The sequence below is a fragment of the Mesorhizobium sp. WSM3868 genome (genome assembly GCF_002294785.1).
In the GTDB taxonomy this organism is placed as follows: Bacteria; Pseudomonadota; Alphaproteobacteria; order Rhizobiales; family Rhizobiaceae; genus Mesorhizobium.
Window position 1 is genome coordinate 141,702 of record NZ_NSGB01000001.1, and the last position, 22,415, is coordinate 164,116.

At 64.1% G+C, this 22,415-nt stretch carries 23 protein-coding genes and 1 pseudogene; 15 read left to right on the forward strand and 9 right to left on the reverse strand.

All coding sequences use genetic code 11. From position 1 onward, the window contains the following. Nucleotides 1-2 precede the first annotated feature (2 nt). Both CK221_RS00685 and CK221_RS00690 read right to left on the reverse strand, forming a co-directional pair. Nucleotides 3-1,289: a D-tagatose-bisphosphate aldolase, class II, non-catalytic subunit gene (locus tag CK221_RS00685; protein ID WP_095776281.1), complete on the reverse strand. Its 1,287-nt coding sequence runs from the start codon at nt 1,287-1,289 to the stop codon at nt 3-5. Further along, nucleotides 1,286-2,233 carry a sugar kinase gene (locus CK221_RS00690; RefSeq protein WP_095776665.1) on the reverse strand — a complete coding sequence of 316 codons (948 nt, stop codon included), beginning with the start codon at nt 2,231-2,233 and terminating at the stop codon, nt 1,286-1,288. The genes CK221_RS00685 and CK221_RS00690 overlap by 4 nt, the downstream gene beginning before the upstream one ends. A gap of 218 nt (nt 2,234-2,451) precedes the next feature. On the opposite strand from CK221_RS00690, the gene CK221_RS00695 reads away from it, so the two are divergent. Continuing rightward, nucleotides 2,452-3,474, forward strand: coding sequence for a LacI family DNA-binding transcriptional regulator (locus CK221_RS00695; protein ID WP_095776282.1), 1,023 nt, complete (start codon nt 2,452-2,454; stop codon nt 3,472-3,474). A 34-nt stretch (nt 3,475-3,508) separates the two neighbouring features. Here CK221_RS00695 and CK221_RS00700 read toward each other — a convergent pair whose 3' ends face one another. Then, on the reverse strand, nt 3,509-4,657 hold the full coding sequence (locus CK221_RS00700) for a Gfo/Idh/MocA family oxidoreductase (protein WP_095776283.1): 1,149 nt from the start codon (nt 4,655-4,657) through the stop codon (nt 3,509-3,511). Between the two features lie 185 nt (nt 4,658-4,842). Between CK221_RS00700 and CK221_RS00705 the strand changes: the two genes are divergently transcribed. From CK221_RS00705 to CK221_RS00760, 12 genes are all read left to right on the forward strand, one after another. Continuing rightward, entirely contained in the window at nt 4,843-5,643 is an 801-nt protein-coding gene (locus tag CK221_RS00705) for a class I fructose-bisphosphate aldolase (RefSeq protein WP_066989013.1), read from the forward strand. 3 nt (nt 5,644-5,646) lie between these two features. Continuing rightward, entirely contained in the window at nt 5,647-6,594 is a 948-nt protein-coding gene (locus tag CK221_RS00710; protein WP_095776284.1) for a PfkB family carbohydrate kinase, read from the forward strand. 87 nt (nt 6,595-6,681) lie between these two features. Next, entirely contained in the window at nt 6,682-7,827 is a 1,146-nt protein-coding gene (locus CK221_RS00715; RefSeq protein WP_095776285.1) for an ABC transporter ATP-binding protein, read from the forward strand. 120 nt (nt 7,828-7,947) lie between these two features. Then, a complete protein-coding gene (locus CK221_RS00720; RefSeq protein WP_066989019.1) occupies nt 7,948-9,195 on the forward strand; it encodes a sugar ABC transporter substrate-binding protein in 1,248 nt (415 codons plus the stop codon). Nucleotides 9,196-9,324: 129 nt separating this feature from the next. After that, complete coding sequence (locus CK221_RS00725; protein WP_095776286.1) at nt 9,325-10,221, forward strand: sugar ABC transporter permease; 897 nt, start codon at nt 9,325-9,327, stop codon at nt 10,219-10,221. A 5-nt stretch (nt 10,222-10,226) separates the two neighbouring features. After that, nucleotides 10,227-11,069, forward strand: coding sequence for a carbohydrate ABC transporter permease (locus CK221_RS00730; RefSeq protein ID WP_095776287.1), 843 nt, complete (start codon nt 10,227-10,229; stop codon nt 11,067-11,069). A gap of 64 nt (nt 11,070-11,133) precedes the next feature. After that, nucleotides 11,134-11,955, forward strand: coding sequence for a sugar phosphate isomerase/epimerase (locus CK221_RS00735; RefSeq protein ID WP_095776288.1), 822 nt, complete (start codon nt 11,134-11,136; stop codon nt 11,953-11,955). Nucleotides 11,956-11,959: 4 nt separating this feature from the next. Continuing rightward, a complete protein-coding gene (locus tag CK221_RS00740) occupies nt 11,960-13,036 on the forward strand; it encodes a Gfo/Idh/MocA family oxidoreductase (RefSeq protein ID WP_095776289.1) in 1,077 nt (358 codons plus the stop codon). Then, nucleotides 13,036-13,854 carry a sugar phosphate isomerase/epimerase family protein gene (locus tag CK221_RS00745; protein WP_095776290.1) on the forward strand — a complete coding sequence of 273 codons (819 nt, stop codon included), beginning with the start codon at nt 13,036-13,038 and terminating at the stop codon, nt 13,852-13,854. The genes CK221_RS00740 and CK221_RS00745 overlap by 1 nt, the downstream gene beginning before the upstream one ends. Further along, complete coding sequence (locus CK221_RS00750) at nt 13,854-14,672, forward strand: alpha/beta hydrolase (RefSeq protein WP_095776291.1); 819 nt, start codon at nt 13,854-13,856, stop codon at nt 14,670-14,672. The genes CK221_RS00745 and CK221_RS00750 overlap by 1 nt, the downstream gene beginning before the upstream one ends. After that, entirely contained in the window at nt 14,669-15,391 is a 723-nt protein-coding gene (locus tag CK221_RS00755) for a ribulose-phosphate 3-epimerase (protein WP_066989035.1), read from the forward strand. Before CK221_RS00750 ends, CK221_RS00755 begins: the two co-directional genes overlap by 4 nt. Beyond that, on the forward strand, nt 15,391-16,449 hold the full coding sequence (locus CK221_RS00760; RefSeq protein WP_245430550.1) for an ROK family protein: 1,059 nt from the start codon (nt 15,391-15,393) through the stop codon (nt 16,447-16,449). The genes CK221_RS00755 and CK221_RS00760 overlap by 1 nt, the downstream gene beginning before the upstream one ends. Here the strand turns inward: CK221_RS00760 and CK221_RS00765 are convergent. Further along, nucleotides 16,415-16,972, reverse strand: a complete 558-nt coding sequence (locus tag CK221_RS00765; RefSeq protein ID WP_245307625.1) for a hypothetical protein — start codon at nt 16,970-16,972, stop codon at nt 16,415-16,417. The genes CK221_RS00760 and CK221_RS00765 overlap by 35 nt on opposite strands. 221 nt (nt 16,973-17,193) lie before the next feature. Here CK221_RS00765 and CK221_RS00770 point away from each other — a divergent pair, with 221 nt between their 5' ends. Together CK221_RS00770 and CK221_RS30615 are read left to right on the forward strand one after the other, a co-directional pair. Further along, entirely contained in the window at nt 17,194-18,150 is a 957-nt protein-coding gene (locus tag CK221_RS00770) for a LysR family transcriptional regulator (RefSeq protein ID WP_095776292.1), read from the forward strand. Nucleotides 18,151-18,205: 55 nt separating this feature from the next. Further along, nucleotides 18,206-18,322, forward strand: a pseudogene (locus tag CK221_RS30615) (NAD-dependent dehydratase); the annotation flags it as partial. A gap of 21 nt (nt 18,323-18,343) precedes the next feature. Here the strand turns inward: CK221_RS30615 and CK221_RS00780 are convergent. The 5 genes from CK221_RS00780 to CK221_RS00800 form a co-directional block, all read right to left on the reverse strand. Continuing rightward, on the reverse strand, nt 18,344-19,051 hold the full coding sequence (locus CK221_RS00780) for a GntR family transcriptional regulator (RefSeq protein ID WP_066989406.1): 708 nt from the start codon (nt 19,049-19,051) through the stop codon (nt 18,344-18,346). A 118-nt stretch (nt 19,052-19,169) separates the two neighbouring features. Further along, on the reverse strand, nt 19,170-19,916 hold the full coding sequence (locus CK221_RS00785) for an aspartate/glutamate racemase family protein (RefSeq protein ID WP_095776293.1): 747 nt from the start codon (nt 19,914-19,916) through the stop codon (nt 19,170-19,172). A gap of 11 nt (nt 19,917-19,927) precedes the next feature. Continuing rightward, nucleotides 19,928-20,650 carry an ABC transporter ATP-binding protein gene (locus tag CK221_RS00790; protein ID WP_095776294.1) on the reverse strand — a complete coding sequence of 241 codons (723 nt, stop codon included), beginning with the start codon at nt 20,648-20,650 and terminating at the stop codon, nt 19,928-19,930. Then, nucleotides 20,647-21,426 (reverse strand): ABC transporter ATP-binding protein, encoded by a 780-nt coding sequence (locus CK221_RS00795; RefSeq protein WP_095776295.1) that lies wholly within the window; start codon nt 21,424-21,426, stop codon nt 20,647-20,649. The genes CK221_RS00790 and CK221_RS00795 overlap by 4 nt, the downstream gene beginning before the upstream one ends. Nucleotides 21,427-21,429: 3 nt before the next feature. Further along, nucleotides 21,430-22,410: a branched-chain amino acid ABC transporter permease gene (locus CK221_RS00800; protein ID WP_095776296.1), complete on the reverse strand. Its 981-nt coding sequence runs from the start codon at nt 22,408-22,410 to the stop codon at nt 21,430-21,432. Nucleotides 22,411-22,415: the final 5 nt, after the last annotated feature.

Below are 22,415 nucleotides of genomic sequence, written 5' to 3' on the forward strand. Positions count from 1 at the left end.
GCTTAGGGGGTCGTGGCGCTGCGATAGATATCGAGGACGCGCGTGACGCTGGCAATCAGAAGCTCATGCGCGGTCGGCGTGATCCGACCGGCGCCGAGCTCGGCATCGAGATGGCCGAGATACTGGCTAATCAGGGGGCGTGGAATTTCACGCTTGCCGAGTGCCGCCAGCAGCGCTTCGGTCGCATGCTGTGCGTCGGGCAATGGCCAGTAGTAGCGGATGCGGTCGCTGAAGGAGAAATGCCGCTGCAGGCGCTGCTCGTCAGGCGTTCCCGGATAATATTTCTGCCAATTGCCGGGCGAGGCCAGCATGATGCGTTCCATCGCGGCCGGCAGGCTTTCGCGCGAGGGATCGGGCGCGAGCGCGTCGGCGATGTGGCTCAGGCCATAGAGCGCCTCGCGCAATGCGAAGGTGAGCCAGGGGCCGACCTTGAGGATGGCGAAGCCGTCGCGCACGAGCGCGGCCAAAGCTTCCGCGGGCTGATAGTCGGTCGAATGCGCCTCGAAGACGAATTGCGGCTGGCTTTCCAGGGCAGCGACCAGCTTCGTCGCCCTCTCGGGCGCATAGGCGATGATGTCGGCATTGCCGAATTCGACGCCGGGCTGAACGACGACACCGACGGCCCGGGCAAAAGCGGCATCGAGGCCGAGACGGGAGAAGGCCTGGCGATGGAGCTCGACCGTGCGGAGCGCATCGGCCGGCTCGGTCACATGCATATGGTCGAGCGCTTCCAGCGCGCCGCCCGGAACCGGCACTTCGGTGCCGATGATGTAGACGGGTTTTTCACCGCCCGAGCGGGCGACCGCCGCCTCGGCAACCGCCGCAAGCTCCGCCGCGCGCGCGGCAATCGTCTCGTCGGCGAGTGCCACGGAATCGTCGGCACAAGCCATGCTGGTGTCGAGATGCAGCTTGGTGAAGCCGGCGGAGGCATAGGCGTCGATCATCGCCGCCGCCTTGTTCATCGCTTCCGCCGCGGGCAGATGCTTCCACGGATTCGGGCCGAGGTGATCGCCGCCGAGGATCAGCCGGTCGAACGGAAAGCCGGTCCTGCCTGCTTGCGTCTCGACGAAGGCTCGAAAGGCGGCCGGGGTCATGCCGGTATAGCCGCCCTCGTGATTGACCTGGTTGCAGGTCGCCTCGATCAGCACATCGGCGCCATTCCTCGCGCCGTGGCGGAGCGTCGCTTCGATCACCAGCGGGTGCGCCGAACAGATCGAGGCGATGCCGCCCTTCGCGCCTGCCGCGCGGCGAGCGGCGATGCCAGCGAATCTTGTCGTGGCGCCGGTCATGCGCGTGCGGTCGCTTTTGCGATGAAGGCCTCGACGTCGGCGAGCCGGTGAATGCCTTCCATCGGCCCCTTGCGGGTAACGGCGAGCGCGCCGCAGGCATTGGCGATGCGCAGTGCATCGGCGGGCGAGGCACCGCGCAGCCAGAAGGAAACGAAGGCGGCGCCGAAGCAATCGCCGGCGCCGGTCGGATCGACTTCCTCGACCACAAAGCCGGGCATGGCGAGCGTGCCCTTGCGGTCGTGATAAGTGGCGCCATCGGCGCCTTTCTTCAGCACGATGCAGGAGATGCCTCGCCCCAGCAATTCGCGGACCGCGGCCTGTTCGTCGCTGGCGGACGAGAAAAGGAACAGTTCGTTGCCGCTCGGCAGGAAGACATCTGTCTGCGCGAGCACATGATCGAGCGCCTGACGCGTGCCGGACGCCTGCATGATCTCGCGACGGATGTTCGGATCGAAGGACACCGTGCCGCTCTTGGCCTTCACGGCCGCGATCGCGGCGAGTGCGACGTCGGTGGCGCGATCGGAAAAAAGCGAAGAGCCCATGACATGGACATGATCGGCTCCGGCCAAGAGCCGCTTCGCGGCATCGTCCATTTCCAAAAGGCCGGCGGCGCTGTTCCGGATATTGAAAACAAAATGCCTGGATGCATCGGTCCGGTAGGCGACGAAGGCGGTGCCGGTTGCATGGCCTTCACGGACGGCGATTGCCGAAACGTCGGCGCCGAGCGCGCTGAGCCGGTCGATGTTCAACTGGCCGAAATCGTCCCCGCCGACGGCGCCGATGAGACCCGCAGGCTGGCCGAGCGCCGCCGCTTGGCCGATGAAGATCGCCGGGGCGCCGGACGGAAAGGGGCCGGCGAGCGGACCGGGCTCGAGGAAGCTCTGGCCGATTGATTCCGCCATGATCTCGACGAGGATCTCGCCGGCTGAGACCAGCTTCTTCATCACGTCCTCCCAGCATTCGCCATGCATGGCTTTACGGCTTGGAATACGGCCCCCTCTTTTTCACGTCAATTAATAAATTTACGCATGGAATAATTTCTCCGGACGCGTTGAAACTTGCGGAGCTTCCTGTAAAGTTTCAACTTGCAGGCGCACGCCGATGCGCCGTATGAGCGCCGGAGCAGCCCATGGGAGCGAGGTCCCATGCCGCGAGGGTTTGGATGCCGATGACTCACAAGACGATGGAGGAGTTCGCCCGTTCCTGCGGCGTCTCCAGGCCGACCTTGTCGAAATTCTTCGACGATCCGACCAGCGTCAAGCCGGCGACGCGAAAACGCATCGAGGATGCGCTGCGCTCGTCCGACTATCAGCCCAATCTGTTCGCGCGAAACCTCAACCGCAAGCGCACCCGCAGCATCGGCATCGTCGTGCCGACGGTGACCGACCCGTTCTATTCCGAGATGGTCAGCCGCATCGAACTCAGGCTGCGCGACGAAGGCTATTGGCCGATCGTCATTTCCTCGCATGGATCGAGCGAACTGGAAGCCGAGGCGACGCGGACGATCCTGTCGTTGAAGGTCTCCGGCGCGCTGATCGCACCGCTCGGCCGGCGCTCGGACCAGCGGGCGATCGAGAAGCTGACGCAGGCGATCCCGATTGTCTATTTCGACACCTATCTCGAAGGCGGCACGCCTTTCGTCGGCAACAACAATGTGCAGAGCATGTCGACCATCGTCGACTATCTCTGCCGCTCGGGCGATGCCCCCGTCTATTTCGATATTCCGCACGTCAATCATAATTCGCGCGAGCGGGTGGAGAGTTATGTCGATGCCATGAAGCGGCTCGGGCAGGAGCCGCTCGTCTTCGGCAATACCGACGACTACACATGGGAGTTCGAACGGATCGGCTACGAACAGACGGAAAAGCTGCTCGGCAATGGCGGCCTGCCGGGCAAGACCATATTGTGCGCCAACGATCGTCTCGCCTTCGGCGTGATGGCGGCCGCCTTCTCGAAAGGGCTGAAGGTGGGCCGCAAGGCGGATTGCGACCTGCGGGTGGCTGCGCATGACGACCATCCGCTCAGCCGCTACACCTGCCCGGCGCTCACCACCATGGCGCAGGATTTCGCGGCGATGGCCGGAAGCAGCGTCGAGACGCTGCTTACCCTGCTCGACGAGGACGGCGCGCCCGTCGCGCCGAAGGTCAGTCTCGACGCGACGCTGGTGATGCGCCAGTCGGCCTAGGGATACCGAACTCCCGCTGGGCGATCACGGCGCCTCAGGCAAGCAGGCTCGCCGCCTCGTCTTCGCCGAGCAGCGGCGGCTGGTCGACCGAGCCGACGACGGCGACGGAGTTCCGGCTTTCGCCGGAGGCGAGGATCGCTTCCATGACCTCGAGCACGTGCAGCGCCAGTTCGCCGGACGCGCGGGGTCTGCGCCCTTCCGACAGCGACCTCGCCAGGTCGGCGACGCCGAGCATGCGATAGTTGGCGCGGTCCGGTCCGGCATAGGGCCAGTTGCGCGCGCCGTAGAACTCGCCTTCGCTCTCGAAATCCCTCCAGTCGGCGCCGTGCGCCGACAATGAGACCGTGCCGCCAAACGTGTCGGGATCGGGTAGCCTGAGCGAGCCTTCCGTCCCGTGTAGCTCGATCGGATGGTTGGAATGCTTGAAGACGTCCCAAGAGGCGCCGAAGGTGACGGTGGCGCCGTAGTGGAATTCGAGCAGCGACAGGATGTTGGTCGGCGTGCCGACCCTGAAGCTGGTGTTTTTGTAAGGGCCTTCGGCGGTGATCAGGCGCTCGTCCTGACCGCGCGTCGTCATCGCCATGACGCGGGCGACCGGGCCGAGCAGGTTGACCAGCATCGTCAGGTAGTATGGCCCCATGTCGAACACCGGACCGCCGCCCGGCTGATAGTAGAATTGCGGATTGGGATGCCAATGCTCCATGCCGCGCCCCATCATGAAGGCGGTGCCGGTCACGGCGCGGCCGATCGCGCCCTCGTCCATTAGGCGGCGGGCACGCCGCCCGGCTGCGCCGAGGAAGGTCTCTGGAGCCGAGCCCAGCAGCAGATCGCGCTTCGCCGCCTCCGCGACCAGCCGGCGGCCCTCGCCGGCCGAGGTCGCCAGAGGCTTTTCCGTGAAGACGTGCTTGCCCGCGGAAAGCGCCGAATGGGTGATGTCGAAATGCGCCGACGGAACGGTGAGGTTGAGGACGAGATCGACCTCGGGATCGGCCAGCAGCGCATCGACCGGCAGCGCGCGGATACCGTATTCCCTGGCCCGTAGCGCGGCCATGTCGGCGGAAATATCGGCGCAGGCGCGCAGTTCCACGCCGGCGAAAAGTGCTGCGTTGCGCAAATAGGTCATCGATATGTTGCCGCAACCGATAACGCCGATACCGAGCTTCGCTCCTGACTTTGCTTGCATTTTCCTTCCGACCTCCCGGTGCGGCACCGCCGCAGACAACCCGCTGCAACGGCGGCGGACCATGTTCGTGACTCGCTATAGCGCATTTTAAATCTTGACGCGCGTAAAATTTTTATAGAGCATGTGAAAATGCTGGCTCGACATCGGGGGCCGCCAGCTCAAAACGATTGAGGAATTTTGCACTCATGAGCCTAGGAACCAAGGTGCGCCTTGCGCGCCTCTTCTCGCATCCGTCCGGGAAGCTTTTTGGCGGCGCGGTCGACCACTTTGTCGGCTATGGCGACGTGCGCAAAGGCGGGCTTGCCGATCTGCCCGGTGCGCTCGCGCGCGTCATGATGGGCAAACCCGACTACGTCAGCATCCAGCCCGGCACCGCGCGCCATCTGTGGCCGCAATATGCGGGCAAAGCGTCTCTGGTGATCCAGGCGGGCTGCTTCACCCCAGACGATCGCATCAGCGAGCTGATTGCAACGCCGGAGGATGCGGTGCGCGCCGGGGCCGATGCGTTGGCCGTGGCCATTCCGGTGCGCGGCGCGACCGAGGGTAAGTACATACGCTGGCTGACCGACTCGGTGAATGCGGCGGCACGCTACGGCATGCCGGTGGTGGCGCATATCTACCCGCGCGATTTCACCGACGGAGCAAAAATCGTCTTCACCCCCGACGAGATCGCCTATGCGGCGCGCATCGGCTACGAGTCCGGCGTCGACGTGATCAAGATAGGCTACACGGGCGATTTCGAGTCGTTCCGAGAGACCGTCCGGACCTGCCCGGTGCCGGTTGTGATCGCGGGTGGTCCGAAAACCGAGACGCTGCTCGGCGCCCTTCAGCAGACGGCGGACGCCATACGTGCCGGCGCGCGCGGTGCCGTGGTCGGTCGCAATCTCTGGGGGCACGGCGATCCGCAAAAGGCGGCACTTGCCTTTCGGAGCGTCATCCATGACGGCCTTTCGGCAGAAGACGCCCTGGCGAAGGCGGGTGCCTGAACGATGCCCACCGTCCCTTCAATCCTCGGCTTCGGCGCTATTGCGATCGACGACATCGTCTATGTCGATCAGCCGTTGTCGGCGGGCAAGGGGAAGGTTCTGCAAACTGCCCGAACTTTCGGCGGAAATGTCGCGACGGCCCTTGCCGCCGTCGCGCGGCTCGGCGGAACCGCCGGGTTCGTCGGATGGCTGGCCAGTGCCGCTGACGACGCCGTGCTGTGCGATCTCGTTGCGAGCGGAGTTGAAACCGCATTCGCGCCGCGCCACCCGCACGCACGCCCGGTGCGCTCGCGGATCACCGTCGGCTCGGATGGGGAGAGGTTCATCGCGTATGACGACGAAGCGATGCTGGGCACCGCGCCAGACTTTCCGGACGAGGTCCTCAGCCGCGCGGCCGTCCTGATCGTCGATAGTTACGCGATCCGGTCGATGGATGTCGTGGCTCGGGCTCGCGATCTCGGCCTTGCAATCCTCGGCGATATCGAATGGAGCAGCGGCCCAGCCACCGAGAGGCTGATCGGGCTCTGCGACCATCTTATTCTTCCCCTCGGCTTCGCGCGGACTGCCACGGGCGGCCGATCGCCCGCCGAGATGCTCGACGCATTGTGGATGCCGTCGCGGTCCACCGTGGTTCTGACTGACGGCGGCAGGGGCGTCTATTATCGCGGACGCGACGAGGCAGGGCTCTGGCACCTGCCTCCGCACCGGGTTGCCGTCGTTGACTCGACTGGCGCCGGTGACTGCTTTCACGGTGCCTATGCCCATGCATTGACGCGCGGAGCCGAGACCGCAGGCCGGGTCGCATTCGCGGCCGCGGCCGCGGCTCTGTCGATAACGGGGCGTGGCGGGCGCGAGGCGCTGCCGACCGAGGGCCAGGTCACGGAACTCTTGGCATCGACGAACGCCCCGTCGGCAGTCGAACTGAAATCGCAGCTCGATACCGGAACATAGTTGAAACTATCCGAGGAACATTCGCAGGCGAACATAGGCCGATAATAATCATAATAACGAGCGGCTTAGCCTTGTGGAGGGAGGAAGATGGCAGAAGTCATTCTTGAGAATATCTGCAAGACCTATGGGAACAACTTTCACGCAATCGACCAATTGAACCTGTCGGTCGAGGATGGCGAATTCTTGATTCTCGTCGGGCCGTCCGGCTGCGGCAAATCCACCGCGCTGCGGATGATCGCGGGGCTGGAGGACGTGACAAGCGGCAGCCTTCGGATCGGCGGAGTCGACGTCGTCGACATGCCGCCCAAGGACCGCGACATCGCGATGGTCTTCCAGAGCTACGCGCTCTACCCGCATATGACGGTGTTCGAAAACATCGCCTTTTCGATGCGGCTGGCAGGCAAGCCGAAGGCCGAGCGCAAGAAGCGGGTGGACGAGATTGCCAAAACCCTTCAGCTGACATCTCTGCTCGACAGCAAACCCGCGAACCTTTCAGGCGGACAGCGTCAACGGGTTGCCATGGGCCGCGCCATGGTGCGCGAGCCGGCCGCCTTCCTCATGGACGAACCCCTTTCCAATCTGGACGCGAAGCTGCGTGTTCAAATGCGCGCCGAAATCACCAGCCTGCAAAAGCAGCTCGGCGTCACGACCATATACGTGACCCACGACCAAACCGAGGCGATGACGATGGGGGACAGGGTCGCGGTGTTGAAGGGCGGCGTGCTGCAGCAGGTCGACACACCGAAGCGGCTCTACGAGTCGCCCGTGAACGCCTTCGTTGCCGGCTTCATCGGCTCTCCTTCGATGAACCTGTTCGAGGCGACGCTGACGGGCGACGAACTGATGTCCGGCACCTTCGCCATCCGGCTGCAGGACGCAGCTTTCGCGCGCAGGCCGACCTTGAGGTCGTATGCTGGGCGCAAGGTCGTGTTCGGGATCCGACCGGAGGATCTCTATGACAGCAGTCTCGAATCCGGCCGCAAGTATCAGACGATCCCTGCAAAGGTGACCTCGATCGAAGAACTCGGGTCCGAACACATCGTTCATCTCAGCATCGACGCGGTGCGGGTGGACTCCGGAGATCCGGACGCGGTGCAGGATTTCGGCATGACCTCGAACGCGGTGGCGAAATTCGAACCGGTCAGCACAGTCCGCCCCGGTTCGGAGATCCGCTTGGCCGTGGACGACGCCAAGCTCCATTTCTTCGATCCCGAGACGCATCTGGCGATCTGAAGATTTGTTGCAGAGCCCGCAGGCGGGAGCGATGCGCCTGCGAAAGTACTCGTAAGAAGACTTCTGAATGAAGCAGACGATCGTCCGCATTGTGCGGTCGATCTTAAGAAGGAGGAGAAAATGACGTTTCGGATACGACCCGCGATGCTGAAAATGGCCGCGGCCGCATGGCTGCTCGGCGCAACCGGCGCCATGGCGGACACGACGCTGGAATTCACGCAGTGGTGGGAGCCAGAGCTGCCCGCAGGCTCCTTGCGCAAAATCATGGACGAGTTCGAGGCTGCAAACCCCGGGATCAAGGTCACGCTGGTCAGCGGCCCCTATGCGACCACGCGAGACCAGATCTCGGTCGGTGCTGCGACCGGAACGCTTAGCGACGTCGTCGGTCTCGATGGCGCTTGGGTGAACAATCTGAACGCACAAAATGCGCTGGCCGACATGAACCCGATGATGGATGCGAGCGGCTTCGATAAGAGCCAGGTCGCCGATATCATCAAGGTGGACGGCAAGGCGGTGATGTTTCCCGTGGCTTCGTTCGTCTATCCGGTCTTCGTCAATATGGACCTCGCCGCCAAGGCAGGTGTGAGCAAGCTCCCGTCGACCCGCGCGGAGTTTCTCGAAGCCGCCAAGAAGATGACCCATGCCGACAAGAACCAGTATGGCTGGGTGCTGCCCCTGTCGCTGCAAACACCGTCCGGCGTTCAGAACGACATGATGTCGTGGGTTTGGGCTTCGGGCCAGTCGATGATGGCGAATGGCAAGCCCGACCTCGAGGGCAAACCGGTGGTGGATATGCTCAGCTTCGTGAAATCGCTCAACGACGCCGGCACCATCTCGCCCGGCATCGCCACCAAGACGGAACAGGAGAAGGTCGAGGAATTCGTCAACGACCGGGTCGGGATGATGATCGACTCGCTCGCGCATGTGAACCTCATCCGCAAACGCAATCCCAAGCTGAACTTCGACCTCATCCCGGTCCCGGTCGTGGAGAACTACAACGGCAAGCGCGGCCTTCCCTATGCCTCCTGGGGCATCGGTATCTCTGCCGGCTCGAAGCACCAGGAGGAGGCCTGGAAGCTCGTCCAATATCTGATGAGTGAAAAGGTGAACGCCAAGCTCGTGTCGCTTGCAAACGCCTTCCCGGGCAACGTCAACGCCAAGCCCGATTTCGTGACGTCCGACAAGGCATTCGCAAAGGCTTTCGAAATCTTCAAGACCGGTTATCTCGCCAACGAGTTCACGGGTCTCCCGGTGGCGGAAGACCTGATGACCCAGTTCGACGTGGAAGCCCAGAAGATGCTTGCCGGCGAGCAGTCTCCGGAACAAGCCGCAGCCAACGCTCAAAAGGGCTGGATGGCGAAATTCTGATCGGCCTGTTCCCCGTTCACTTTCTCGACCGGGTGGCCTGACTTCGGGCAGGCCACCCGGCCACAACGGATCGGTGGACCCGTGTTCCGAAGCTCACCTTCTCTTGAAGGCGTATTTCAAGGTTGGCACATGACCCCGCAGAAGCGCTCCCATCACAGACTGAAACGAGCGGTCGCACCCTATCTCTATCTGTCGCCCTCGCTCCTCATAATCGGTCTTCTGATGCTGCTGCCGATGGTGACGGTGATTGCCTATTCGTTCCAGAACAGCGCGGTGCTGCGCCGTGACCCATCCTTTGCCGGACTGAAACACTACCAGGCGATCTTTGCCGATCCGGTGTTTTGGGCTTCGCTGTGGCACACGCTCTACTTCACTTGCATGAGTGTCGTTTTCCACATGACCATCGGCATGGTCTTCGCACTCATGCTGAACAGCGACCGCATCAATCCGACGCTGCGCAATATTCTGCGCGTGCTCTATATACTGCCTTGGCTGTTCACTGCGGTGATTATCGCTGTGATCTGGCGCCTCCTGCTTGAGCCGAACGGGGTCGTGAACAGCATTCTCATGCAGATGGGCATCATCGGTTCCAAGGTCGAGTGGTTTTCCTCGCCCGAGACCGCGCTGCACGCCGTCACCTTCGCCAATATCTGGGCGGGGTACCCGCTTTTCATGGTCAGCCTGCTCGCAGGCCTGCAGGGCATTCCCAAGGATTTCTACGAGGCCGCCGATATCGACGGCGCCAAGGCCTACCAGAAGCTGATCTTCATCACCATCCCGCAGTTGATGCCGATCATCATCAGCATCTCGTTGCTCGACTTCATCTGGACCATGCAGGTCTTCCCATTGATCTGGATAACGACGGGCGGTGGTCCGATCTACTCGACCGAGGTCCTCAGCACCTACACCTACAAGCTGGCGTTTTCGAGCTACAACCTGTCTCAGGCGTCGGCGAGCGCTGTGGTCATCCTGCTGATCTCGCTTGGCCTGACGCTGTTCTACATCCGTTATCAGAAGGCTCGGTAGTCACCATGACGAAAAGGCACACACCGAAAGACAGGCTGATCACCGTCGCGCTCCATGTAGCGCTTGTCGCGGGACTCTTTTTCGCGGCCTTCCCGATCTACTGGATGCTCAGCAGCTCGTTCAAATCGAATACCGAAATCTTTGCCCTGCCACCAACCATCCTGCCGAAGGCCTTCACGCTGGAAGCGTACGCAGCCATCGTTGGCGACCCGGTAAAGCTGCGCTTCTTCTTCAACAGCTACTTCGTGGCGGCAGCGGTGACCGTGCTGACGGTGCTGATCGCCTTGCTGGCGGCCTACGGGTTCAGCCGCTTCAACTTCCGTGGCAAGGGCAGCCTGAACACACTCATCATCAGCACGCAGACGATTCCGCCGATCACGGTTCTGATCCCCTTCTTCGGGCTTGTCGTCTCATATGGCATCTTTGACACCTACATCGCGCTGATCCTGACTTACCTGGTGTTTACGCTGCCCTACGCGATCCTGCTGATGACGGGATATCTCAACACCTTGCCCCGCGATCTCGATGAAGCGGTGGCTGTCGACGGCGGCACCAGTTGGACAGCGCTTTGGCGGGTGATCGTCCCGATCTCGCTGCCTGGTATCGTGGCGACGTCGGTCTACACCTTCCTGTTATGCTGGAACGAATTTCTCTTTGCGCTGACGCTGACCAAGTCGACGTCCATGCGCACCGTGCCGATCGGCATCCAGCTGTTGATGGGGCAGCACGCCTTCGAATGGAACCAGATGATGGCGATGAGCGTGCTCGGCTCGCTACCGCTTTTGCTCATCTACCTCCTTGCCCAGAGATTCTTCCTCGCAGGCATGACCGCGGGCTCGGTCAAGTAGGATGTCCATGCCATGAAGACGCAGAGCGACATCAAAGGAATGGGCGGTATCAAGGAATGAAAGAATGAAGGTGAAAGAGCTCAAAGTCGGCTGCCAGACTTTTACCTGGGAGATGCTCGGCGACCGTTTTGGCGGCGGCCCGGACGATCTCATCAAAGCGATTTCCGACGGCGGCTATGCCGGCATCGAGATCACCGACACGATGATCGGTCGCTATGCCGGCAAGCCTGCGGAATTCGCCGCCGCGTTGAAGGCATCCGGCCTCATGCTGGTCTCGTTCGCCTTCGGCTCGAAGAGCGGCTTCACCCTCAAGGAGAAAATCGGCGAGGACCTCGAAACCGCCGGTCGCTGGATCGACTTCGCCGCCGCCTTTCCGGGAGCGCTGGTGTCGATGGGCTCGGCAACCGTCGTCTCCGACGGCCCGCGCGACCACAAATTCGCCATCGCCGCCGAGGTCTACAACAAGGCCGGCGAACTTGGGCGCAAGGCCGGCCTGCAGGTGGCTGTGCATCCGAGCTCGCATCACAACACGCTGCTCTTCGACCGCGCCGATTATGACCGCATCTTCTCCCTGATTGACCCATCGCTGGTCGGCTGGGTGCCGGACACCGGACACATCTTGCGCGGCCGTCAGGACATGGCCGATACGCTCACCACCTATCGCGACCGCATTCGCTATGTGCATCTGAAAGACGTCGATGCAAACGGCAGTTGGGCGATGCTCGGCCAGGGTGTCTGCGACACGGCTAAGGTGATCGAGATCGCCAGCGCCGCGCCCAACTTCAACGGCTGGCTGGTGCTGGAGGAGGAATCCGAAACCGCCGCCGCCGATCCGGCTGGCGCGGTGAAGACCAATCGCCAGACGATGCGCGGCTACGGGGCTTGAGGCGATGATCCGCAAACAAGACCGTCGTCTTCGTGTCGGTGTGCTCGGCTGCGGGCCGATCGCGCAGTTCGCGCATCTGGAATCCTGCGTGAAGGCAGCCAATGCCGACCTCTACGCGATCTGCGACGCGGCGCCCGACCTGCTTGCGCGCATGAGCGCCACCTACGAGCCGCAAAAAATGTATAGCGACTATGACGAGATGCTCGCCGACCCCAAGTTGGAGGCGGTGATCGTCGCGACGTCCGACGCCTACCACGTGCCGATGTCGATCAGGGCGCTCAAAGCCGGCAAGCACGTGCTTTGCGAAAAGCCGATCGGCATTTCCGTCGAAGAAGGCGAGAGGCTGGCGGAAGCGGTCAAGCGCTCCGGCAGGGTGCTTCAGGTCGGGCATATGAAGCGCTTCGACCCGGCGCTGGAGGCGGCGCGCGATTTCGTGCGCGACGAGATGGGCGAGATCCTGGCGCTGAAGGCCTGGTATTGCGATTCCACCCATCGCTACACCAATACCGACGCCGTGCAGCCGCTGCCCGTCACCAGCAAGCTGGCGAGGAAGCCGGCCGGCAATCCGAAGGCGGACCTGAGACAGTATTTCATGCTGGCGCATGGCTCGCATCTGGTCGACACGGCGCGCTTCCTGTGCGGCGACATCACCGCCGTGCGCGCGCGGCTCAACGAACGCTTCGGCGCTTATTGCTGGTTCGTCGAGACGGAGTTCGCCAATGGCGCGCTCGGCCATCTCGACCTGACCGTTGCGGTGCGCATGGACTGGCACGAGGGCTTCCAGCTCTATGGCGAGAACGGCTCGGTGATCGCGAAGACCTTCAATCCCTGGTATTTCCGCGCCAGCGAGGTCGACATTTTTCATGAGAAGGACGCGACGTCGCGCAAGCCGCTCGGCGCCGACGGCCACTTCTTCCGCCGCCAACTGGAAGGCCTCGCCGACACGGTGCTCAACGGCGCGCCGCAGCGCGGCGCTACCGTGGAGGACGGGCTCGCTTCGATCCGCGCCATGGTGGCGATCGCCCGCTCGGTCGAAAGCGGCCAGCGCGTTGAGCTCGCCGGCGTCACCGGAGCGATCTGATGCAGGTCGGGGTGCTCGCCAAGACTTTTCCAGGCGGCGAGCCGGCCGGCGTGCTCGCCGCCGTTCGCGAAGCGGGCTTCGCAGTCACCCAGTTCAACCTTGCCTGCGCCGGCCTGCCGTCGATGCCGGACGATGTTCCCGACGACACGATCCGTACGATCGATGCCGCCGCTAAGGCTAGTGGCGTCGGTCTCGTCGCGCTGTCGGGAACCTACAACATGGCGCATCCGGACAGCCGGGTGCGTGATGACGGGCTGCGGCGGCTCGGGGTGGTCATTGAGGCAGCCGCCAGGCTTTCGATCCCGCTGGTGACACTGTGCACCGGAACGCGCAACGCCGAGGACCAATGGGCGCACCACCCCGACAATGCCGATCCCTCGGCTTGGGCCGACATGGCGCGGGAAATGGAGAAGGCGCTTCAGCTCGCCGAGCGCCACGGCGTCGATCTCGGCATCGAGCCGGAGCAAGCCAACATCGTGACCTCCGCCGATGACGCCGTGCAGCTGATTTCCGAGATAGGCTCGGAGCGGCTGCGCATCGTGCTCGACCCTGCCAATCTGTTCGAGCGAGCGAATGCCGACGAGGCACGCGGCATCGTTGCCGAAGCGGTCGAGCGCTCGGCGGGTAATGTCGCGCTTGCGCACGCCAAGGACCGTTTCGCCGATGGGCGCTTCGCCACGGCCGGACGAGGCGTGGTCGACTTCGACGACTTCGTCGCTCGCCTGAGGGCCACAGGCTTCGACGGGCCGCTGGTGACGCACGGGCTTTCGGCCGAGGAAGCGCCGGGCGTCGCCCGCTTCCTCAAGGGGCTCATGTGATGGGCACGCTGCTGCGCGACGGTGCCGCGCTGCATATGACCGACACCGGCGAAGGCCTGGCGGTCGTCTTTCAGCATGGGCTCGGCGGCGGCGAGGCGCAGGTCGCGCAGACTTTCCCCGCAGGCTTCCGGCGCATCACGCTGGAATGCCGCGGGCATGGCGGCTCTGGGCTTGGCAAGCGGCGGCCGTTCTCGTTCGAAATCTTCGCTGACGATGTGCTTGCCGCCGCCGATCGTGCCGGCCTCGACCGCTTCGTTGCCGGCGGCGTCTCGATGGGCGCCGCGATCGCGCTTCGCCTCGCCTGCCGTCATCCGCGGCGCGTCGCCGCCCTGGTCCTGGTGCGGCCGGCATGGACGTTTTCGCCGGCACCGCAGAACATGCAGCCGATCACCGAGGCCGCCGAGCTCATCCTGGAACACGGGACCGACAAAGGACGGACGATCTTCGCACGATCGGACACGGCCACGCGGCTCTACCGCGAGGCGCCCGACAATCTGTCCTCGCTGCTCGGCTATTTCGACCGGCCCGACGCCAAGGAGTTCGCGCAAGTGCTCGCCGACATCGCCAGCGACGGTCCAGGCGTTTGCGACCGCGACGTCGCGGCGCTCGAAATTCCTGGGCTGGTCGTCGGCAACGCGATGGACGCGGTGCATCCGCTGTCGAGCGCCTACACGCTTGCCGCCGCGATGCCGCACGCGGTCTTCGCCGAAATCACGCCGAAGGCGCGCAACAGCGCCAGACATTTCATCGAACTGCACGAGCAGATCAGTTCCTTCCTCCAGTCCAACTCGAATGCCCGGAGCCTCATTCCGTCATGACCGCCAAACCCGTCTCCGGACCCGCGGCAATAGCCGCACTGCCGCGCAACCGGCTTATCGGCGAATTCTCGCTGTGGTCGGCGGATCTCGCCAATATGGAGCGCGACCTGAATCGCATCGAACCCCATGCCGATCTGCACCACATCGACGTGGCGGACGCCCGCTTCACCCCCGGCTTCTTGTTCTTCCCCGACATGGTGGCGCGCATCGCCAGGCTGACGGCGAAGCCGATCCACGTTCATCTGATGGTCGAGGCCGAGATCGTCGAGGCTCAGACGCGCCAGTTCATCGAGGCTGGTGCCGATCTCGTCACCATCCATGCCGAGAACGGCGCGGCAGGCTTGCGCGCCGTGAAGCTGGCGCGCGAGCTCGGCGCAGAGGCCGGCGTGGTGCTGCGGCTGGAGACGCCGGTTGAAGCGATCGAGCCGTTCCTGCCACGCGTGGCCTTCGTGACGCTGCTCGGCACCTCGATCGGGGTCAAGGGACAGAGCCTGTCCGAGGAGGCCTGCCCAAGGCTGATCGAGGCTCGCGCGCTGATGAGGAAGGCCGGCCGCGAGGCCGACATCCGGCTCGCCGCCGATGGCGGCATCCGCCATGAGACGGTGCCGCTGCTGCGCGCCGCCGGCGCCGACACGGTGGTGCTGGGCTCGCTCGCTTTCGGCGATCCCGATCTCGCCCAGCGCATGGCCTGGCTGCATGGACTGAAGGCCGCCGCCTGATGAGCACGATCGCCCTTGCCTTCGATCTCGGCGGCACGGAGCTGCGCGGCGCGCTGGTCGAGCGCAGTGGCGAGGTTGTCAAGCGCGTCTCGGCGCCGACGCTCGCCGGCGCCGGATCGGAAGCGGTCATCGGCCAGATCATCGCGCTGGCGGACAGGCTGCTTAAAGAACACCCGCAGGCAAAGGTCAGCGGCATCGGCATGTGCGCGCCGGGGCCACTCGACCCCAAGGCAGGCATCGTCATCGGGCCGCCGACGCTCGCCGGCTGGCACAACGTGCCGCTGATCGACATCCTCAGCCGCCAGTTCGGCTTGCCGGTACGGCTGGAGAACGACGCCAATGCCGCGGCGCTCGGCGAGTGGCGTTTCGGCGCCGGCCGCGGCGCGGGCTCGCTGGTCTTCGTCACCGTCTCGACCGGCATCGGCGGCGGCGTGGTCGCTGATGGCCACATCTACCATGGAAGGCGCGGGCTCGCGGCCGAGATCGGCCACATGACCATCACCGGCGAAGGCGACCGCTGTTTTTGCGGCAACGTCGGCTGCTTCGAGGCCGTTGCTTCCGGCACCGCGCTCGGGCGCCGGGCGACCCGCCTCACCAAGCCAGGGGACGGCTCGGTGCTCAGACGTCTTTCCGACGACGGCGACGTCTCGGCCCGGCATGTCGTGAATGCCGCGCGCGCCGGCGACGCGGCCGCCTGCGAACTGGTCGAGACCGAGGCGAAATGGCTGGGCATCGGCTTCACCAATCTCCTGCATCTCTATTCGCCGGACCTGATCGTCATGGGGGGCGGCCTCGCAAACGGGTTCGATCTGCTGGCGCCGGGCATCAGGGCGACGGTCGAGGAACGCGCCATGCAAGCCTATCGCAACGTGCCGATCGTGCCGGCCGAGCTCGGCGATCGCGCCGGGCTGGTCGGCGCGGCAAGCCTGATCCTGTGGGAGGGCGAGCCGGGAACGTCGCTGGCGATGGTGCAGAATGAGCAAACGAAGCTCGGCGAAACGACCGGCGCTTCGGCCCGATCGATCATCGAACGGATGAAGGAGAGCGAAGGGAACTGAGACCGCCCGCCTTCCTATTGTCCGCGCCCGGCTCGGTCTTGGGCTGAGGTCGCGCCAGAAGATAAAGGGCGGCCACGTGCGTAATCATCAGCAGGGGCACATAGATGATCGGGATCGCGTATGCGGCGCCCAGCTGCCCGGCCTGCTCGGGCAGATGAAGCACGGTGCCGTGATAGTAGTCGCCGACGAGGTCGACTATTCCCACCAGATTGAAGGCCGCGACGGACGGCCAGAAGATCGAGGACCGCTTCACGCCAAGCAGCGCCAGCATGGCCAGCAGCCCGGTCGCGAAATCGCCATAGGCGGCAAAGACCGCGAAGTCCGCCGGGAGGTTCGGGCCAACCACGCCCGGAACCAGGAAGACCAGCCCGAAGAAGCGGAAGCTGTGCAGCGTCGCGATAGCGCGCTGCGCCTCGACGCGGTCCATGAGCCTGAGCCTCGGCCAGATATAGGCGCCGAAGCAGAGCAGCCACGGGACGTAGCCCAGGACGAGATGGATGTTGAAGATCGTCGCCGGCGTCATACTTGCCTCCCGTTAGAGATTGGCTGGAACGGCTTCGAATACCGCCTTCAGGATACCGAGACGGCCTTCCAACAGAGATTTAGCGAAGGCGGCGGCCCCGACGCCCGCAACCGCACGCGATCCAAATCGTCCGTCATTGCCACTTCCCTCCAGCCTTCCAATCGACAACACAGATACGACCGCTTTGTGCCGGGAACTATCCGCGATAATCTCAATGGGTCATGAAGCAAAACTTCACAGTCCGGCATGGCGCCCTCGACGGCGTCGAGGCGTTCCTGAGCGTCGCCAGGCATCGCAATTTCCGCAAGGCGGCGGCGGAGCTCGGCGTCACGCCATCGGCGATCAGCCAGGCGGTGCGGACATTGGAAGCGCGCATCGGCGCCGCGCTGTTCGTCCGCACGACACGCAGCGTCGGCCTGACCGAAGCCGGCGAGCGTTTTTTCTCGCGTGCCCGGCCAGCCTTCGAGGAATTGGTAGCAGCAAGCGAGGTCGCGCGCGAAGTCGGCCAGCGGCCGGCTGGGCTTTTGCGCCTGTCGGTACCGCCTGCGGTGGTGCCGACGCTGCTGGAGCCGATGATCGCGTCCTTCTGCCAGGCCTATCTCGAGATCGAGCTGGAGATCGTCGCTAGCGGCGAGCTGGCGGACCTCGCAGCCGAGGGATTCGACGCCGGTATCCGGCTCGGCGACCTCATCGCGGCCGACATGGTCGCGGTTCGACTGGCGCCGTCCTTCCCGATGGTGGTCGTCGGCAGTCCCGACTATCTACGCCAGCGAACAACGCCGGAGCGCATCGAGGATCTGCGCCACCATGCCTGCCTGCGCCTGCGCCGATCGAACGGTTCGGTCGCGCCGTGGCGCTTCGCCAAAGGCAACAAGGCGGTCGAGGCAATCGTTTCCGGGCCGTTCATTGCACACGACTATCCCACGCTGCTTGGCGCTGCGATCCAGGGCGCCGGGCTTGCCCAGGTGCCAAGCCCGATTGCCGCCGCGGCGCTCGCGGACGGGCGCCTCGAAACGCTGCTTTCGGCCTTCGCCGCGACATCGCCGGGTGTCTTCCTCTACTACCCGGAAAAACATCAGGTCCTGCCCAAACTGCGCGCATTCATCGATCACATCAGGCATCGAGGCGGCGCCGAGACCTCCCGAAAACGGCCGCGGGAACGGCAGGCTCAGGTCTAGCGCATCAGGCCGATCGGGCAGCGATCCACGACTGGATGGGGTGGCGATAGCGCAGGCCGGCGTCAAAGTATCGGTAGTGCCGCTTCCGCAGGTGCATGACACGGTGAAGCAAGGCCTGATCTCGCCGCTGGTGGCGCTGACCCGCGCCAAGGGCATGTCAGCCTATCTCGGCCTAACGGGGCACACGCCTCCTTCAGGCGCGGAGCAGATCAGCGAGGCTGTCGGACTTCTCGACCTTGTCGGTGAGATCGAGCCCCGAGAGCAGATCGACCAGATGGCTGTTCATCAGCGCCGCGGCGTCGGCGCTGTCGCCGGCTTCAATGGCGTCGACCAGCGCGTGATGGGCATGTTTCTCGCAGGTCGCGTCGCGGCGTTTCCAGTAGAGCGCGATGATCAGCGAGGAATGCGAGACGAGGTCGCGCACGAAGTTGGTGAAGACCGAATGCGCCGCGATTTCGGCGATGCCAACATGGAAGCGCGCCGACAGCATGATGGCGTCGCTGTCGCGACCGGCATGCAGCGCCTCATGCTCCTTCTCCAGGTGCATTCGCAATTGCGCGATGTCGGAGGGCACCGCAGCCTTTGCGGCGAGCGCCGCCACCTTGGGTTCGATCAGTGCCCTCGCCTCGAACACTTCGCGCGCCTCGATCTTCGAGGGCTGTGCGACGAAGGCACCGCGGTTGGGCTCCAGCCGCGCCAGCCGGTCATGCGCAAGGGCCTGCAAGGCGGCGCGGACGACGGTGCGACTCACCGAATAGATCGACGCCAGCTCGTCCTCCGGCAGCTTGGTGCCCGGGGCGAGACGATGGCTGACGATTGCGTCTCTCAGCCCATAGTAGATCGGCGACCAGCGCGCTGCCGGCTTGTCGTCGCGATCGTCTTCTCTGAGTACCGTCAACATGCTTTCAATGCGCAGGCCCGACGCGGCCCGCTCTGCCCCCAAATCGCCAGCGGCCGGTCCAATCTAATGGCGCTCGCGCCCCGGTCAATCCCGCGGGACCGATCTCCCGGGGCCACGTTTACCCAGGCGAACCGGCGCGCGGGGGAGACGCCGAAGCGAAGATACCCGCGAAACGCTTGCCTCGCGGGGCAGCATAGCCGCCGATCTTCGATGTCTTCAAGCCGACCTTGAACAGGCTCTCGGCCAGGGTGACGGCGCAGACGACGCCGTCAAGCACCGGAACGCCATGCTCTTCCGACAGGCTGTGCGCAAGGTCGGCCATGCCGGCGCAGCCCAGCACGATCGCCTCGGCGTGATCCTCGCGAATGGCGCGCGCGATCTCGTCCGAGATCCGATGCCTGGCGTTCGAGCCTGGCCGTTCAAGCTCGAGCACGGCGACTTCCGACGAGCGCACTTTGGCGCAGCGCGAGGAAAGACCGTATTTCGCAAGGTTGTGCTCGATGGCGGGGACTGAGCGGGCGAGTGTGGTGACGACGCTGAACTTGCCGGCGACAAGGCTGGCGAGATGGAAGGCCGCCTCGCCGATGCCGATGACCGGCGCTTCGGTCGCGCAGCGCGCGGCGTCGAGCCCGGTATCGTCGAAGCAGGCGATCACATAGGCGTCCGCCGCCGGCGCCTTGCTCATCTCGGCGATGATGCCCGGTACGGCGAACACCTCGTCGAAATAGCCCTCGATGCTCGGCGGACCATCGGCCGGATTGACAGCGACGATTTCGGTTCCTGATGAGGCGACGCTTGTCGCCGCCTTGCCGATCTTGCCGGTCATCGACGCGGTCGTGTTGGGGTTGATGACGAGTATGCGCATTAAAATCAGCCTCAGATCTCGCCGCCGAGATAAAGACGTTTGACCCGGTCGTCGCTCAGCAATTCGGCGGAGTTGCCGCTCAGGGCGACGCTGCCGGTGGTCAGCGCATAGGCGCGCTGCGAAATGCGAAGCGCCATGCGGGAATTCTGCTCGACCAACAGAACGCTGACCTTCTCGTCGCGGTTGATGGCAACAATCGAGCGGGCGATGTCCTGGACAAGTTTTGGCGCGACTCCGAGCGACGGCTCGTCGAGCAGCAAAAGCTTCGGCTTGGCCATCAGCGCGCGGCCGATGACCAGCATTTGCTGTTCGCCGCCGCTCATCGTGCCGGCGGCTTGGGAGAAGCGCTCCTTCAGCCGGGGAAAGCGCCCCAGCACCATCTCCAACGTCGCCGTGATCTCGGCCTTGCTCGAGCGTGTGAAGGCGCCCATCAAAAGGTTGTCCCTGACCGTCATATAGGGAAAGACGCGGCGCCCTTCCGGCACCATGGCGATGCCCATCTTGACGATCTCGTCTGGAGCGGCACCGTCGATGCGCTTGCCGCTGTAGTGGATCTCGCCGGACCTTATCCGGTTGAGCCCGGTGATGGCGCGCAGGATCGACGACTTGCCGGCGCCGTTGGCGCCGATCAGCGCGACGGTCTCACCCTCATTGACCTCGAGCGAGACGCCCTTCAGCGCATAGACGTGATCGTAATAGAGTTCGACGCCGGCGAAGTTCAGGATCTGGTTCATAGCCCGATCGCCTCGTCTTCGCTGCCGAGATAGGCTTCGATGACCTTCTCGTTGGCCTGGATTTCCGACGGTGTTCCCTCGGCGATCTTCTGCCCGAAATTGAGCACCACGATGCGGTCCGAGATCTTCATCACGGCCGGCATGTCGTGCTCGACGAGCAGGATGGTAAGGCCGAGATCGCGCAGGCGCCGCACCATCGCCACCATGCGCATCGTCTCCTCGTGATTCATGCCGGCAAAGGGCTCGTCGAGCAGCAGGATCGAGGGATCGGTGGCAAGGCCGATGGCGATGCCCAGCGCCCGCAAATGGCCATGTGGCAGGTTGCGGGCGATCTCGCTGGCAAGCGAAGCCAGGCCGAGCAGCGCCAGGATCTCGTCGGCGGACTGGCCGAAAGCCGCTTCGTCTGCCTTGGCCGTGCCGGTGCCGAGAAAGAAACCGACGAGGCTCGCCTTCGAGCGCAGATGATGCGCGATGATGACGTTGTCGCGCACGCTCATGTTCTTGAAGATCGTCGTTTCCTGGAAGGTGCGCACGACGCCCTTGCGCGCGGCAATATGCGGCGCCATGCCGGAGATGCGTTCACCCTTCAGGCGGACCTCGCCGGACGTTGGCCTGAGGAACGACGAGATCAGCTTGAACAGCGTCGATTTGCCGGCGCCGTTCGGACCGATGACCGAGAGAATCTCCTTCTCGCGCACCGAGAAGGAGACGTTGTTGACCGCGACGAGACCGCCGAAGCGCTTGGTGATGCCGGAAACTTCGAGCATTTCGGCCATGGCTCAAGCCTTCTTCCGGGTCGGAACCGTGAGGCTGAGCAGGCCGTTTGGCAGCACCAGCATCAATACGATCATCAGGCCGGAATATATCAGGAGCTGGAACTGGCCGGTCTGGAACAAGAGGTCCCAGCCGAAATAGAGCACCAGCGTGCCGAGCATCGGACCGAACACGTAGCCGAGGCCGCCGAGGAAGCAGTTCAGCATGAAGTTGACGGAATCGGTGACCGTGAAGCTCGACGGATAGATCGACTGCGAGATGGCGGCGAAGATGGCGCCGGCGAGACCGCCGAAGAAGGAGGACACCGCATAGGCGATGACGCGCAGATAGGCGATGTTGACGCCGATCGAGGAAGCGAGTTCCTCGTTCTGCTGCAGCGACTGGCAGAGCTTGCCGATGCGCGAGTTGACCAGCCGATACATCACGGCGAAGCAGCCCACCATCAGCGTGACCGCCAGCAGGTAGAAAGCGAGCCGCGAATTCTGCAGCGTGGCGAAGTCCGGGATGATGGTCAGCCCGAAGACCGAGAGCGCGCCGGGCAGCGGGATGCTGACGATGCCCTTGGCGCCGTTGGTGATCGGCAGCGCCAGCGCCAAGAGCCGCACGACCTCGGTCAGAACCAGCGTCACCATGGCGAAATAGACGCCGCGCAGCCGCAGGATCGGCAGACCGATCAGCACGCTCGCGCCGGCGCAGAAGAGACCGGCGACAGGCAGCGTCAGCCAGAACGACCAGCCGTGGTTCATCACCAGTATGGCCGAGACATAGCCGCCCATCAGTGCATAGGCGCCCTGGCCGATATTGATGCGGCCGATGTAGAAGGTGAGCCACACGCCGGCGCTGGCAATGCTGAGCAGCGCCACCGAGGTCAGCGTGTAGTAGAGGTCGATGCGGCCGCTTGCCGAGATCGCGGCCGGCACGGCGATGAAGACGATCGCCAGGAAGGCTGCGACCGAAGCGATCTTCATGTTGCGATTGCGGGTCATGGCGC

Excerpts from the sequence above, each read along its gene's own strand:
- CK221_RS00685 (WP_095776281.1), bottom strand. The coding sequence starts at position 1,289 with ATGACCGGCGCCACGACAAGATTCGCTGGCATCGCCGCTCGCCGCGCG.
- CK221_RS00690 (WP_095776665.1), bottom strand. The coding sequence starts at position 2,233 with ATGAAGAAGCTGGTCTCAGCCGGCGAGATCCTCGTCGAGATCATGGCG.
- CK221_RS00695 (WP_095776282.1), top strand. The coding sequence starts at position 2,452 with ATGCCGATGACTCACAAGACGATGGAGGAGTTCGCCCGTTCCTGCGGC.
- CK221_RS00700 (WP_095776283.1), bottom strand. The coding sequence starts at position 4,657 with ATGCAAGCAAAGTCAGGAGCGAAGCTCGGTATCGGCGTTATCGGTTGC.
- CK221_RS00705 (WP_066989013.1), top strand. The coding sequence starts at position 4,843 with ATGAGCCTAGGAACCAAGGTGCGCCTTGCGCGCCTCTTCTCGCATCCG.
- CK221_RS00710 (WP_095776284.1), top strand. The coding sequence starts at position 5,647 with ATGCCCACCGTCCCTTCAATCCTCGGCTTCGGCGCTATTGCGATCGAC.
- CK221_RS00715 (WP_095776285.1), top strand. The coding sequence starts at position 6,682 with ATGGCAGAAGTCATTCTTGAGAATATCTGCAAGACCTATGGGAACAAC.
- CK221_RS00720 (WP_066989019.1), top strand. The coding sequence starts at position 7,948 with ATGACGTTTCGGATACGACCCGCGATGCTGAAAATGGCCGCGGCCGCA.
- CK221_RS00725 (WP_095776286.1), top strand. The coding sequence starts at position 9,325 with ATGACCCCGCAGAAGCGCTCCCATCACAGACTGAAACGAGCGGTCGCA.
- CK221_RS00730 (WP_095776287.1), top strand. The coding sequence starts at position 10,227 with ATGACGAAAAGGCACACACCGAAAGACAGGCTGATCACCGTCGCGCTC.
- CK221_RS00735 (WP_095776288.1), top strand. The coding sequence starts at position 11,134 with ATGAAGGTGAAAGAGCTCAAAGTCGGCTGCCAGACTTTTACCTGGGAG.
- CK221_RS00740 (WP_095776289.1), top strand. The coding sequence starts at position 11,960 with ATGATCCGCAAACAAGACCGTCGTCTTCGTGTCGGTGTGCTCGGCTGC.
- CK221_RS00745 (WP_095776290.1), top strand. The coding sequence starts at position 13,036 with ATGCAGGTCGGGGTGCTCGCCAAGACTTTTCCAGGCGGCGAGCCGGCC.
- CK221_RS00750 (WP_095776291.1), top strand. The coding sequence starts at position 13,854 with ATGGGCACGCTGCTGCGCGACGGTGCCGCGCTGCATATGACCGACACC.
- CK221_RS00755 (WP_066989035.1), top strand. The coding sequence starts at position 14,669 with ATGACCGCCAAACCCGTCTCCGGACCCGCGGCAATAGCCGCACTGCCG.
- CK221_RS00760 (WP_245430550.1), top strand. The coding sequence starts at position 15,391 with ATGAGCACGATCGCCCTTGCCTTCGATCTCGGCGGCACGGAGCTGCGC.
- CK221_RS00765 (WP_245307625.1), bottom strand. The coding sequence starts at position 16,972 with ATGACGCCGGCGACGATCTTCAACATCCATCTCGTCCTGGGCTACGTC.
- CK221_RS00770 (WP_095776292.1), top strand. The coding sequence starts at position 17,194 with ATGAAGCAAAACTTCACAGTCCGGCATGGCGCCCTCGACGGCGTCGAG.
- CK221_RS00780 (WP_066989406.1), bottom strand. The coding sequence starts at position 19,051 with ATGTTGACGGTACTCAGAGAAGACGATCGCGACGACAAGCCGGCAGCG.
- CK221_RS00785 (WP_095776293.1), bottom strand. The coding sequence starts at position 19,916 with ATGCGCATACTCGTCATCAACCCCAACACGACCGCGTCGATGACCGGC.
- CK221_RS00790 (WP_095776294.1), bottom strand. The coding sequence starts at position 20,650 with ATGAACCAGATCCTGAACTTCGCCGGCGTCGAACTCTATTACGATCAC.
- CK221_RS00795 (WP_095776295.1), bottom strand. The coding sequence starts at position 21,426 with ATGGCCGAAATGCTCGAAGTTTCCGGCATCACCAAGCGCTTCGGCGGT.
- CK221_RS00800 (WP_095776296.1), bottom strand. The coding sequence starts at position 22,410 with ATGACCCGCAATCGCAACATGAAGATCGCTTCGGTCGCAGCCTTCCTG.